This window comes from Colwellia sp. E2M01, assembly GCF_018860585.1.
Lineage (GTDB): Bacteria > Pseudomonadota > Gammaproteobacteria > Enterobacterales > Alteromonadaceae > Colwellia.
The window spans coordinates 1-13,575 of the sequence record NZ_JAHKPR010000060.1; the positions used below are offsets into that span (position 1 = coordinate 1).

The 13,575-nt window shown below is 37.9% G+C and carries 11 protein-coding genes; 2 read left to right on the plus strand and 9 right to left on the minus strand.

All coding sequences use genetic code 11. From position 1 onward, the window contains the following. Positions 1–96 precede the first annotated feature (96 nt). The 9 genes from panC to KO502_RS11965 form a co-directional block, all read right to left on the minus strand. Positions 97–963: a pantoate--beta-alanine ligase gene (panC, locus tag KO502_RS11925; RefSeq protein ID WP_216022796.1), complete on the minus strand. Its 867-nt coding sequence runs from the start codon at positions 961–963 to the stop codon at positions 97–99. 92 nt (positions 964–1,055) lie between these two features. After that, positions 1,056–1,850 (minus strand): 3-methyl-2-oxobutanoate hydroxymethyltransferase, encoded by a 795-nt coding sequence (panB, locus tag KO502_RS11930; RefSeq protein WP_216022797.1) that lies wholly within the window; start codon positions 1,848–1,850, stop codon positions 1,056–1,058. 92 nt (positions 1,851–1,942) lie between these two features. After that, the gene (gene folK, locus KO502_RS11935) at positions 1,943–2,452 is read right to left on the minus strand and encodes a 2-amino-4-hydroxy-6-hydroxymethyldihydropteridine diphosphokinase (protein WP_216022798.1); all 510 of its coding nucleotides are present in this window, start codon (positions 2,450–2,452) and stop codon (positions 1,943–1,945) included. A 10-nt stretch (positions 2,453–2,462) separates the two neighbouring features. Further along, positions 2,463–3,899 (minus strand): polynucleotide adenylyltransferase PcnB, encoded by a 1,437-nt coding sequence (gene pcnB / locus KO502_RS11940; RefSeq protein WP_216022799.1) that lies wholly within the window; start codon positions 3,897–3,899, stop codon positions 2,463–2,465. A gap of 280 nt (positions 3,900–4,179) precedes the next feature. Then, complete coding sequence (locus KO502_RS11945; protein ID WP_216022800.1) at positions 4,180–4,872, minus strand: SDR family oxidoreductase; 693 nt, start codon at positions 4,870–4,872, stop codon at positions 4,180–4,182. 78 nt (positions 4,873–4,950) lie between these two features. Next, positions 4,951–5,910: a tRNA glutamyl-Q(34) synthetase GluQRS gene (gene gluQRS / locus KO502_RS11950; RefSeq protein WP_216022801.1), complete on the minus strand. Its 960-nt coding sequence runs from the start codon at positions 5,908–5,910 to the stop codon at positions 4,951–4,953. Positions 5,911–5,986: 76 nt separating this feature from the next. Beyond that, positions 5,987–6,433: an RNA polymerase-binding protein DksA gene (gene dksA, locus KO502_RS11955; RefSeq protein WP_216022802.1), complete on the minus strand. Its 447-nt coding sequence runs from the start codon at positions 6,431–6,433 to the stop codon at positions 5,987–5,989. Between the two features lie 305 nt (positions 6,434–6,738). Then, positions 6,739–7,464, minus strand: coding sequence for a DNA/RNA nuclease SfsA (sfsA, locus tag KO502_RS11960; RefSeq protein WP_216022803.1), 726 nt, complete (start codon positions 7,462–7,464; stop codon positions 6,739–6,741). 220 nt (positions 7,465–7,684) lie between these two features. Then, a complete protein-coding gene (locus KO502_RS11965) occupies positions 7,685–8,104 on the minus strand; it encodes a hypothetical protein (protein WP_216022804.1) in 420 nt (139 codons plus the stop codon). A 258-nt stretch (positions 8,105–8,362) separates the two neighbouring features. Between KO502_RS11965 and hrpB the strand changes: the two genes are divergently transcribed. Both hrpB and mrcB read left to right on the plus strand, forming a co-directional pair. Further along, the gene (hrpB, locus tag KO502_RS11970; protein ID WP_216022805.1) at positions 8,363–10,957 is read left to right on the plus strand and encodes an ATP-dependent helicase HrpB; all 2,595 of its coding nucleotides are present in this window, start codon (positions 8,363–8,365) and stop codon (positions 10,955–10,957) included. A gap of 151 nt (positions 10,958–11,108) precedes the next feature. Next, positions 11,109–13,382 (plus strand): penicillin-binding protein 1B, encoded by a 2,274-nt coding sequence (gene mrcB / locus KO502_RS11975; RefSeq protein WP_216022806.1) that lies wholly within the window; start codon positions 11,109–11,111, stop codon positions 13,380–13,382. The last annotated feature ends 193 nt before the right edge of the window (positions 13,383–13,575 follow it).

Below are 13,575 nucleotides of genomic sequence, written 5' to 3' on the forward strand. Positions count from 1 at the left end.
CCTCTAAGCCTTTTAACTTTCGCTGAGTGGGAAAGAACTTAATCAACTTGGTATAACTAGTTTATCTATTCAATAAGTAAGTTCTGCTGGAGGATATTACTTTAAGCTAACTTGTAAGTTGTCAATTAAACGCGCTTTACCGCAATGTGCAGCCGCTAAAATAACTAATTGCGTATCAGCCTGTGTTGCCGGTTGTAACGTTTGTGCGTGGCATACATGTAAATAATCAGTTTTTAACCCCGCATTATCAATTGCTTTGGCTGCTTGCGCCGCTAAAGTGATGAAATCAATACCTTGCTGTTGAGTATATTTAGCTGTAATTTGCTCAGCTAACCAGTATAAGTTTTGTTGCAGGCCAGGGGCGATGGCTTTTTGTTCAGCGGTTAAATAGCCATTGCGAGAGCTTAATGCTAAGCCACTTTCTTCTCTAATTGTTGCTACTGGAATAATGGTAATTGGCATCGACAAGTCTTCAACCATAGTTTGAATTACTTGTACTTGTTGGTAATCTTTTAAACCAAAACAAGCGACATCAGGCTGAACTAAATTAAATAATTTACACACTATCGTTGCAACGCCGCGAAAATGACCTGGGCGACTTTCTCCACAATAGCCGTCTGATACGTTCGGCACTTCAACAAAGCTTTGTTTGTCTAAGCCGTTTGGATAAATCATTTCAGGCGTTGGCGTAAATAATAAATCAGTACCTGCAGCAATTAATTTTGCTTGATCGTCTGCCATTGTGCGTGGGTAGTTATCAATGTCTTCATTGGCGCCAAACTGCATTGGATTAACAAAAATACTAGCCACAATTTTATCGGCGTGTTTATGTGCTTCATCCACTAATGAAATATGGCCCGCATGTAAATTACCCATGGTAGGCACAAAAGCAATACTTAACCCTTGTTGACGCCAAGTTTTTACTTGTGTGCGTAATTCACTAATGTCATTAACTGTTTTCATAAATATGATTTGCCGAGTTAGTTTTCTGTTATTGATGAAATTTATTTCGTGTAAACAAGACTATAGCGAGATTGAGCTCCCGCCTACAAAGGTTACTTAAATGTGTGTTCGTCAGCTGGGAAATTACCGGCCGTTACTTCACTGATATAAAGGGCAATAGCGCTTTTGATATCGCCTGTATCTTGCAAGAAGTTACGTGAAAATTTGGGCATGTAATTACAAGCAATACCTAACGCATCATGCATTACTAAAATTTGTCCGTCGGTATCTTTACCTGCACCTATACCTATCACCGGAATAGTTAAGGCTTTTGTGATAGCTTCACCTAAACTGGCTGGAATACATTCAAGTACAATTAATTGTGCGCCTGCTGCTTCTAGTGCTTTAGCATCATCAATCATTTTTTGAGCTTTGTCGTTATCACGACCTTGTACTTTAAAACCACCAAAAATATTTACGGACTGCGGCGTTAAACCTAAATGTGCGCAAACAGGAATGCCGCGCTCTACTAGGGCTGAAATAGTACTATTAAGCCAAGCACCACCTTCCATTTTTACCATGCTAGCGCCAGCTTGCATTAGTAGTGCTGCATTAGCTATTGCTTGCTCTTGGTTGGCATAACTCATAAAAGGCATGTCAGCAATAATCAAGGTGTCTTCTACGCCACGTTTTACAGAGCGTGTGTGGTAAGCCATTTCCTCTACTGTTACTGGTAAGGTGCTGTCTTGACCTTGTAACACCATACCTAAAGAATCACCAATTAAAATAGCATGTATGCCTGCTTGATCAAATAGTTTTGCAAAACTGGCATCATAAGCGGTGATGGTAGAAATTTTCTCACCTTGTTGTTTCATGTTAAGTAAGCTTGCAGTAGTTATTTTAGCCATGACTTTTCCGAGTAGGTTATGAGATTAATAAATTTTTGAGTTAACAAGTTAATATCAGTAAGTATAAATATAAGCGTAACTTACCGCTTAACTTAAAGCCTAAGTATACCATTGCTATTTATTTCACTAGCAAGTTTACTCACTGAACTATTATCAGGTAAATACAAGGTAGGGGCAATTTCAGCGAGCGGTAATAAAACAAACTCTCGTACTTTCATACCGTAATGCGGTACGGTTAAACGTTCGTTATTAATTGTTTCATCACCATATAATAATATATCACAATCAAGAATTCGCGCGCCCCAGCGGTTATCTTTGCGAACTCGCCCCGCGTTATTTTCAATAGTTTGTAAAGCATCTAATAATTGAAGTGCTGATAGCTTTGTTTCAATGGCGATAACCGCATTAATGTAATCATCTTGATCTTGCGGCCCCATCGGCTTACTTAAATATAATGACGATAAAGCGACTACATTACTTGAGGGTATTGCCGAAATTGCTTTTGCAGCATTACTTACTTGTCGTTTAGGATCCGATAGGTTACTGCCTAAGCCGATGTAAGCAGTAACGGTAGGTGATGTTTGTAACTGAGTTGTTTGCATTACTTTATCATTACTGCTGAGTTGGTTTAGCTGCAGGCTTACGACGCTTTTTAGGGCTACGACGCTTTGAGCCTTGTGGCTGTTTTACACTGCGGATCATTTGTAGACGAGCTTCATTTGATACATCTTGAAAATCGGTCCACCACTGCGCTAATTCATGTAGCTCAGGTGTGTTTTCAATTTGTGCGCGTAATAATAAGAAGTCGTAACCGGCTCTAAACTTAGGGTGCTCTATACATTTAAAAGCTTTTTTTCCTTCACGACGAACTAACTTTTCTTGTAAGATCCAAATATCTTTAATCACCGCTTGAAAACGCTTTGGAATAGCAATGCTGCGTTGTTGCTCTGGCATTATTTCATTTAACGCAGCAAAGAAAACATCTTGCGGGGTTAATTGTGTGGTAACTTTAATTTGCTGAATATGCTTTTGTAATGGGTACCAAAGCATAGCAGCGAATAAAAAGGCAGGAGTTACACGCTGATCGTTATTAATACGCTTGTCGGTGTTTTCCATGGCGAGAGTAATAAAATCAAGTAAAAAACTTTGCTCTTTCGTTTCGTTATTAAGTGCTTGGTCAACTGCGGGGAAGAAATAACCAAATAAATCATAACTGCGCAGTTGTTCAAAGTTAGCAATCGCTTTACCCGAAATAAACATTTTCAAGAATTCTTCAAATAAGCGTGCCGCTGGAATATTCGCCATTAATGAGGACAGCTCTTTAATAGGGGCTTTTGTTTCCGCACTTATTTGCATATCCAGTTTGGTCGCAAAGCGAATAGCCCGCAACATACGTACTGGATCTTCGCGATAACGTGTTTCAGGATCACCAATTAAACGGATAACTCTGTCGTTAACATCTTGTACACCATTGGCAAAATCATACACTTTAAAATCTTTGGCTGAATAGTACAGTGCGTTTATAGTGAAATCGCGACGTTCGGCATCTTCATCAATAGTGCCGTAAATATTGTCACGTAATAACATGCCATCTTCGCTTTGCTTAGAGGTTGTTGTTTTACTTTTGTCTTTATTTACTACGGCGTCATGATGACCACGAAAGGTTGCCACTTCAATAATCTCACGACCAAACACAATATGGGCTAATCTAAAGCGTCTACCGATTAATCGACAATTTCTGAACAACGCTTTAATTTCATCAGGGGTAGCATTGGTGGCAATATCAAAATCTTTGGGTTTTAGCCCTAATAAAATATCACGAACGCCACCACCAACTAAGTAAGCGTCAAAACCACCAGAGTTTAAACGGTACAATACTTTAAGTGCATTAGGGCTTAATAACTTACGTGAAACAGGGTGTTGTTCGCGCGTTAAAACTATCGGGTTATCAAAGGATGCAGTGGCTACACTTTTTTTATTGCGTACGTTTTTTTTAACACGGTTAGTCGTGTTTTTTTTAGGAGACGTTTTGGCGACAGGTTTACTCACTTTTTTGGAGAAAACTCTTTTGCATAAATTAATAACGCTTTTGATAGTCACAGACCTTTAAGACAGAGATAAAATAGTGGCGCAATGATATAACAGTGCAGGGCAAAAGAGAATAACAGACAAGATAAATAGCATGAAAAAGCAGCAAAAAAATGGAGAAATAAAGCGTGATTATAAAATGTAGAAAAACATAACTTTTCAAAGCTATGTTTTTCTTTATGGTTAGATACATTCTTTTAAGCTTGCCGGTAATATCTTAAGCTTAAAGATAAAGCCTATTTTACCAAGGCAGTATTTCACCATTTGAGTGCTTAAATAGACCAGAGTCTTCTAGCGTTAAGGCATCCATTAAATCAACTAAGCGTGTTGCTGCATCATCAGCACTGATATCACCGTTATTTAATACGCCATTGCTGTTTACCATTTCAGTTTTAACATAACCTGGGTGGTAAATGCCAACTGCAATATTGTCATGTTCTAAATCTCTAGCTAAAGACACCGCTGCAATATTTAGTGCCGCTTTTGACATTCTGTAGCCATAACGGCCGCCTGAAGTGTTGTCGGTAACTGAGCCCATTCTTGAAGTAATGAAAGCAATTTTACTACCTGATGTTAGGTTGGCTAATAACGCATGGCTAAAACATAAAGGCGCAAGTGCGTTAACATTAAATTGTTCAATGATGGTGTCGGTATTTAGGTCGCTTAGTTGCTCGTCACGTAAAATACCAGCGTTGTTAATTAACAAATCAATAGAGATACCGCTCAGCGCAGCAACCGCTGTATCAACACCAGCTTTTGTCGCAACATCTACTTGCTCTACTATGTTTACGCCAAGCGCATCTAAGGCCGGGGAGCTTGTGCGACAAAGGGCATATACAGTATCACCGCGTTGTTTAAAAATGCTCGCCATGGCAAAACCAATACCTCGGTTTGCGCCAGTAATTACGATTGTTTTAGCTGTATTTGAAGACATCATCATTCCTTAAAATTATGTATGTGAAATTAGTTTTGTAGCTAGTTCTTCACTAGCTACTTATATAATGAACTGGGGTTAACTAATGTTTATTTCAACGACTTTAGGTACATTATCACGTTGCCAATGCGTAATCGCCCAATGAATTATTTCATCAACACTGGCTTGTGCTAATTCAGGTAACGGTGCTTGACCTAAAAAGCTTAAGGCGGCAATAAGTGCTGGTTGTGGCTTGTTGTTATCAATAGCCGGTGCTTTGTTTTGTTTGCTGAGCTTATAACCGTCAGTTGTTACTGCTAATGGAATATGACCAAATTGTGGTGTGTTTACTTTCAAGTCATTTACTATGGTGTTGTTTACCGTAAAGTTAGCTGTAGCAAAAGATTTATGTAACGTTTTATATAAGGTTAACTGTCTGGCTGTTGGCTCAAGTAAGTCACATCCTCTGACGATATGTGTTATGCCTTGCGCTATGTCATCAGCAACTACAGCAAGTTGGTAGGCAAACAAACCATCTTTACGGTGAATAATAAAATCTTCATTAGCGAGTGCTTTGTCGCAATTCACCTGACCTTGAAAAATATCATCGAATTGATACAAACCGTATTGGTTTACTAACCTGATGGCGCTGTTCTCGGCTGAGTTATTTGCTGTACGGCAATGACCTTGATAGATTCCGCCAATTGCTTTAATCGCTGCGCGGGTACATTGACAGTAATAGCTAAGATGTTGTTGTGATAGGTTGGCTAAAATATCGTGATAATAATCAGATTGGTTACTTTGATAAAGCTCGGTTTCGTCCCAGTGCAAGCCAAAAGCTTCTAAGGTTTTTAATATAGCAGCGCTAGCGCCTTTTTGTTCTCTAGGTGGATCAATATCTTCTATACGAACTAACCATTTACCTTGCCCGCCGTGATTATTTACACATGATTTAGCATCAAGAAAACTCGCTAAAGCAGCGATAAGAGAACCGAAGTGAAGTAAACCAGAGGGAGATGGAGCAAAGCGACCACGATAATGAGAAGCCTGAATAGGCATATCGGGTCGCTTGTTACATGACTTGTCAGATGAAAAGTTATGCAAATTATTCATTTTAGCTAAAAGAAGCTAAAAATTAGCCCGCCATTTGACGTTCTTTAATTTCAGCTAACGTTTTACATTCAATACAAAGATCGGCTGTAGGACGTGCTTCTAAGCGGCGGATACCAATTTCAATGCCACAAGACTCACAAAAACCAAAATCATCATCTTCAATTGACTGCAATGTTTTTTCAATTTTCTTGATCAATTTACGTTCACGATCTCGGGTACGTAGTTCAAGGCTGAATTCTTCTTCTTGTGCAGCTCGGTCAACAGGATCAGGAAAGTTAGCCGCTTCGTCTTGCATGTGCGTTACGGTGCGATCAACTTCTTGGCGTAATTGTATGCGCCATGCATCCAAAATCTTTTTGAAATGCTCTTGTTGCGGTTCACCCATGTATTCTTCGCCAGCTTTTTCTTGGTACGGACTAACGCCGGCTAAGGCAAGAATACCTAATGGTTTGTTTTGATTTGTCGGCATGCTTAATTCTCCTAATGCTACATAGACCAAAGCATTTTAATAATGTATCACGTTTTACGTGCTAAATGCCTGTGTTGTAAGTGCCAATATTTTATATATGACCTAACTAACCAAACTATATGGTGTCACTTATGGTAAAAATCAACTAAATAGCTGAGGTTTAACTGAAATAAATATTTTTATTTAATATTATCAAACGGTTAACTTTAAATAATATTTTCATTCAATTATTTTTAAAGCACTTAAAAATGTATTAAATTTTTTAGCAAGCTTTTTTAGCAAGTTTTACTAGGTTTCGTCAATCTTTATCGTGTAATAAACGGAATTTTATTGCGTAAGTGAATATGTATTTCATTCACTTCTGGCGCCTTAAGAGAAAAATCAGCTTTATAAGCGAGTATTTCAACTCCAGCGAGTTGCGCTTCTTTCAGTAATTTTGCATACACGGGATCAACATGAATGGCAGCAGCAACATCATTAATACCACTATGTAAAACAGCAAATAATAAAACAGCGTTATAACCCTGGGTAACCATATCCATTAATTCGCGTAAATGTTTTTGTCCGCGAGCTGTTACCGCATCAGGAAAATAACCATGTTCAGCTTCTAATAAGGTCACTGACTTAACTTCAATATAAGTATTAGGTTTATCAGGGTAGGTGGTCAAAAAGTCGATACGGCTATTTTCACTACCATATTTGACTTCGCGCTGTAGAGAGGAAAAACCGCTGAGTTCGCTAATTAAACCTTCGTTTAATGCTTCTTCTACCAATTGATTTGCACGTAAAGTATTGACGCAAATAAAATGCTGAGCTTTAGTTTGAGTTACCTCCCAGCTAAATGGATATTTACGTTTAAGGTTGTCTGAAGTACTGTACCAAACGGTGTCGTTAGGCTCGGCGCAACCTTTCATGGCACCAGTATTCGCACAATGTATCGTTGTTTCTTGAGCTGTGAGCGGTAATTCAATATCGGCTAAAAAACGCTTATAACGCTTTATTAATTTAGCTGGTTTTACTTGGAGTTTCATAAAGGTAGTGCCTTTATAAGGGATTATTAGAGGCTATAATAACTCATTCAAATGATTTTTTTTGACAATACTTTTGAAGGTTAATAAAGCGTTAGCTAGGGCGTATAATTTTTTTGGGGAGGAATAACTCTTTGGGAAAGTTAACTATACGGTGCTATATCTGACAGGAATTAATATTTGGGCAAAAGAGTTATCTAAACAATAACTACCTGAACAGCAACTAGGCTGAATGAAAAGAGCTCTCTTGTTCAACAAAATCATTAAGCCAATTACTCGCATTTTCACTATCGGTAAATACATGAAACTGTAATTCACAATCTTGATAAATACGTTGAAATTGCATTTGTTGAATATCAGCATTACTGCTATTTAAAATAACAACCGCTATCGCTATCATGCCATTTTGTTGTCTATGTTGTGTTGTTTCACGTAACTGACTTTCTGCATCTGGGGTAATAAGACCATTGCCACGAAAAGTAACTAATGAACCCCAAGCACTACCACTCATCTTTTCTGTGAGCTGTTGTATATCTTCATGGTACCTTTCCGCGGTTTCCTCATCGAATGCTCCTTGTACATCAACCAGCATAATATTTTCTTGCTGCTCAATGATATAGCATCCTTGTATTGCATGTTTCATTTGAAGTCCTTACGGTTAAGTGGCTTATTTGGCGAACCTTTATTAATAACAGAATTTAAATTATTTGCAAAGAAAGCATAATATTTTTTATTCGCAAGTTTATGTTTATATTATTTTATTGTAAGCGTGCAGCTACTTATAACTATAGTAGCGACACTTGTAGAGCAAATAAAATGTGTTCTCTTTATTTTCGAGTTATCACCACTTAGTAATAGTTGTTATGATAATGTTTTATTATATTTAAACTTTAATTTATCAATGTCCGTAGTCAAAAATTTACCTATAGAAGCTATTAAACAACAATTTTGCCAAACCCTAACTGAGCAAAATACACTGATATTGTCGGCGCCGCCTGGTGCAGGTAAGTCAACGTGTTTACCTTTGTGGTTATTAACTTTGCCTTGTTTCGCTAATAAAAAAGTTTATTTACTGCAACCTAGGCGGTTAGCCGTTAAAAATATTGCGATATTCTTAGCTAAGCAACTGAATGAAAAAGTTGGTGAAACCGTTGGTTATCGATTACGTAATGAAAATAAAACGTCAGCTAACACCCGCCTTGAAGTGATAACCGAAGGCATATTAACGCAAATTATTCAAAAAGATGCCGAGTTGGCAGATATTGCATTGGTGGTGTTTGATGAATTTCATGAACGTAGTTTACAAGGTGATTTAGCCTTCGCACTCTCCCGAGAAGTTCAGCTTGAATTACGCGATGATTTAAAAATATTGTTAATGTCGGCAACCCTAGATGTTGAATATTTAGCACACGCTTTACCTGACGCTCATTTTTTACAAAGTGAAGGGAGAAGTTTTGCGGTTGACATTAGCTACCAAGCACCTAAAACTCAACAACGTTGGCGTGAACATGCTTTATCAGTAATTAAAGCAAAAATGTTTAGCCATGATGGCTCTATTTTAGTCTTTGCCCCAGGTGTTGCGGATATTCGTTTTTTAGTGAATCGTTTGCTAGAAGAGCAAGTCGTGACTAATAAAAATGGTACTGTTCAGATTTGTCCTTTATATGGTGAGCTCAGTTTAGCTGAGCAACAAAAAGCCATAGCTACCAGTACTGAAGGACAACGTAAAATTGTTATCGCCACTAACATTGCTGAAACCTCGTTAACTATTGATGGAATTGACCTAGTTATTGACTGTGGTCTTGAAAAAGTTGCTATTTTTGACAGCGCTAGCTTGATGAATAAACTCGTCCAAAAACAAATTTCCAAAGCATCGGCGGTACAAAGAGCTGGTCGTGCAGGACGTTTAATGCCTGGTCATTGTATTCGCTTATACCCAAAAGATGAGTTTGAACGCCGACCACTACATAGCGTTAACGATATTCAACAAGCGGATCTATTGCCGACTTTAATTGAGGCGGCGCGTTGGGGGGTAACAAAATTAGCTGATTTATCTTTATTAGAGTTACCAAGCCAAATAAAAGAGCAGCAAGCATGGCAAGAGTTGCAGAGTTTAGCCATTGTTGATGATAAGTTTATATTAACTAAGCATGGTGATAAAGCCTCGCAACTACCTTGTCACCCACGTTTTGCTCATATGATTTTAATGGCGCAAACGAAAAACGACAATATGGCATTATTAGCTTGTTTGATCGCCGCCTTGTTAGAAGAACGCGATATTTTTAAAGGTGAACAAGCACGAGATGATTGTGATCTAGTACACCGTTTACAAGTGCTTATTCAGCAGAAAAGTCATAAAAACTCATCCTATGTACGAATTTTACAACAAGCGAAACGTTTAGCTGAACAACTAACATTGAGCTTTAATCTGCAATCACTTAATCTTGAAAAAACGGGTTTATTACTCGCTTATGCATACCCTGAACGTGTTGCGAAAGGACGCGTGAATCATGGCGACTTTATTTGTGTTAATGGCAAAGGTGCGTTTGTTAATGAACAGGACGCATTAGCGAGCGAAGACTTTATTGTTATCGCTCAAACCAGTACAAACACTTTTAATGACAAAAATAATTTAACTGTACGTTTAGCAGCCTATATTAGTCTTGAAGATATTAACGAGGTATTTTCATCAAGCTTGTCGATTAAAATCACCGAAAAAGATATCGCTAGCTTTGATAATAAATCAGGTCGAATTATTGCCAAAAAACAGACTGCCTTAGGGGCTATTGTTTTAGCTGAACAACCATTAAAACAGGACGTTTCAGCAACAGATATTGGCAATATGTGGTGTGACTTGGTGTTCAAAAAAGGGTTGACATTTTTACCTTGGCAAACTAAAGATCTTGCACTTAAAGCTCGCTGGCAATGGCTTAATAAACATTTTCCTGAGTATGATTTAGCGGTTATTAGTGATGCGTTCTTGCTCGCTAATTTAACTACTTGGTTAGCACCTTTTGTTGGTTATGTTAAAACTAAAGCGCAGCTAGCAAAACTTGATTTATCAAGCATGTTATTATCATTATTAACTTATCAACAACAACAAATATTAAACAAAGCGGCACCTGCTGTATACATAGGACCTACCGGTAGACATTGTCCTATTAGTTATTCGCAAGATGAATCTCCAAAAGTATCATTACCGATGCAAGAACTATACGGTTTAACGAAAACTCCTACGGTTGGTATGGTTGATGGTATAAGTTTCAGTGAAGGAGAAAGTAAAGGCAAACAAAGTATTCCTTTGTTATTAGAGTTATTATCTCCTGCTCAACGGCCTATTCAGGTGACTCAAGATTTGGTTACCTTTTGGTCGGGTAGTTATCAAGCGGTGCAAAAAGATATGAAAAGTCGTTATCCTCGCCATTATTGGCCCGATGATCCAATAAATGCAAAGCCTACCAATAAAACGAAGCGCCATATAAAAGATCCATTATAAATTAGCATTATAAAAAGCGTTAAGGCTGGGAAGTAAGTTATGCATCATAAAAATTATTCACATATGAATAGTAAGACTAGCAACCTCAGTAACGGCAGTAATAAGCGAAGTAGTATTAACAACAGTAATAAAAAAGAAGCCTAATAATTTAATGAAAACAGATAAAACACTATTACGCCGCACGGCAATTACTTTTGGTAAACTAACTATTGTTGGTGTTTTTACCTTAGCTATTTTTGCTATTTACCTTGATGCCAAGGTAAGGAAGAAATTTGAAGGTCAACGCTGGCATGTACCCGTACAGGTGTATGGGCAACTGAAAAAATTAACACTTGGCGAACCAGTTAATTTAGTGGAAATCGCTGAAACACTACGCATAAAAGGTTATCAAAAAGTAAATTTTGCTACTCGCATGGGGCAATTTGCGCAATCCGCGCGGCGTATCAATATTTTTCAACGTCCGTTTGAGTTCACTGATAGTTCGCATTCCGCACAACAATTAAGCATCGAAGTAAATGACGGTAATATTGTATCGCTAACTATTGATAATCAACCGGTATCTTCATTAACCCTTGAGCCACAACTATTAGCGCGTATAGTCCCCGACAATAAAGAAGATCGCGTATTGGTTTCGTTAGAAGATGTCCCTAACCAATTAATAGATACACTCTTATTGATCGAAGATCGCGACTTTTATCACCATTATGGAGTGTCACCAGTGGGGATTCTCAGAGCACTATTTAGAAACATTAGTGCCGGACGAACAGTGCAAGGGGGAAGTACCTTAACTCAGCAGCTTGCTAAAAATATGTTCTTGACGCGAGAAAGAACTCTTACTCGAAAAATTCAAGAAGCGCTAATGGCGGTAATTTTAGAACTGAGATATAGCAAAGATCAAATACTCGAAGCCTATATAAATGAAGTATACCTAGGGCAAAATGGTGCGCATGGCGTTTATGGTTTTGGTTTAGCAGCGCAGTTTTATTTTGATCTTAAAATAGATCAATTAAGCTCTGCGCAAATGGCTTTGTTAATTGCTCAGGTTAAGGGACCAAGTTATTACGACCCGTGGCGTCATCCAAAACGAGCTACAGAACGTCGTGATCTTATTATTCGTCTTATGTTTGAACAAAACTACTTATCGCTAGTTGAATTTGAGCAAGCGGCTGAATCAGGGTTGTCAATAAGAAAAAATAGACGCTTAGCAAGCAAGAAATTTCCCGCTTATATTGATTTAGTGCAAAGGGAGCTTAATCAAAACCTTTCAAGTGTTAAGCAAAAGTCAGGTATAAAAGTCTTTACTGGTTTTTCGCATCGTAGTCAGCAAATCTTAGAAAAAACGGTTGCTGAGCAGTTACCACAACTAGAAAATAAGTTTAAACAAAAAGATTTAGAAGCGGCTATGGTTGTTACCGATATTACTTCTGGTGAAATACGCGCGGTAGTTGGTGGTCGTGAAAGTGGTTATGCCGGTTTTAATCGTGCTATTAACGCCAAACGCCATATTGGTTCATTAATAAAACCAGCAATTTATGCTGCAGCGCTAAGCCAATATCAGCAATATAACTTAGCCACAGTTTTAGCGGATGAGGCTATTACCTTAAAAAGTGGCTCAGGAAAACAATGGCAACCTAAAAATTATGATGGTAAATATCGAGGCAAAGTGCTGTTAATTGACGGTTTGATACACTCACTTAATATTCCAACAATTAACCTTGGAATGAGTTTAGGTTTAGATAATGTAGAAAAAACCATTAAAGCATTGGGCTATCAAGAAAAAATAGCGATGCGCCCCTCTGTATTATTAGGTGCTATCAATATGTCACCGTTAGAAATTAATCAACTATATTTACCGATTGCCAACCAAGGTTACGCACAAAAAAGTCATGTGATCACTAAAATACTGTCGGCAGATAATGAGATACTTTGGCAAATGCCAAATACAGGTAAACAGAGCTTACCTGTAGAAAGTGCATATTTACTTGATTACGCCTTAAACCAAGTTACCAAGGTAGGAACCGCAAGGTCACTGACTTGGCGTTTAAATAGTCATAATGTGGCAGGAAAAACAGGAACCAGTAACGATTTACGAGATAGTTGGTTTATTGGTTATGACGATAAACACCTAGTTACAACTTGGTTAGGTAAAGATAATAATATGACAACAGGGCTTACCGGTAGCAGTGGCGCATTGCCATTGTTTGCTGATTTTATGAAAAAACAAGGCGTAGTGAATAAACAAGATACCACTCCGGTTGCTATTGCCGATACCCTATTTGAAATGAGAACTGGTAATGCGGTTACAGAAGATTGTGCTAATACTGTTGTTTACCCTGCTGTGAGTTCAGGTATTGTTATTTCAAGCAAGTGCTTGAAAATTAAAGAAGATACACGTTCATGGTTTGAAAAAATCTTCGACACTTAACTTGGTTGTTAAGTGTCGAGTGCTATATAACTAGTGTGCTTTTTATACTCTTTATAGCGTAATTTATATCGCAGTTGATGCATAATACCAAGTTGATTAAGTTCTTTCCCACTCAGCGAAAGTTAAAAGGCTTAGAGGCAAGGCATTGATTGAAGAGAATGGTTATTCAGGAGAATGTGCTCCTGCATTCTCT

Bases quoted from the DNA above. Each gene is read 5' to 3' on its own strand.
- KO502_RS11965 (WP_216022804.1), bottom strand. From the start codon at position 8,104: ATGAAACATGCAATACAAGGATGCTATATCATTGAGCAGCAAGAAAAT.
- dksA (WP_216022802.1), bottom strand. From the start codon at position 6,433: ATGCCGACAAATCAAAACAAACCATTAGGTATTCTTGCCTTAGCCGGC.
- folK (WP_216022798.1), bottom strand. From the start codon at position 2,452: ATGCAAACAACTCAGTTACAAACATCACCTACCGTTACTGCTTACATC.
- gluQRS (WP_216022801.1), bottom strand. From the start codon at position 5,910: ATGCCTATTCAGGCTTCTCATTATCGTGGTCGCTTTGCTCCATCTCCC.
- mrcB (WP_216022806.1), top strand. From the start codon at position 11,109: ATGAAAACAGATAAAACACTATTACGCCGCACGGCAATTACTTTTGGT.
- panC (WP_216022796.1), bottom strand. From the start codon at position 963: ATGAAAACAGTTAATGACATTAGTGAATTACGCACACAAGTAAAAACT.
- panB (WP_216022797.1), bottom strand. From the start codon at position 1,850: ATGGCTAAAATAACTACTGCAAGCTTACTTAACATGAAACAACAAGGT.
- hrpB (WP_216022805.1), top strand. From the start codon at position 8,363: ATGTCCGTAGTCAAAAATTTACCTATAGAAGCTATTAAACAACAATTT.
- sfsA (WP_216022803.1), bottom strand. From the start codon at position 7,464: ATGAAACTCCAAGTAAAACCAGCTAAATTAATAAAGCGTTATAAGCGT.
- KO502_RS11945 (WP_216022800.1), bottom strand. From the start codon at position 4,872: ATGTCTTCAAATACAGCTAAAACAATCGTAATTACTGGCGCAAACCGA.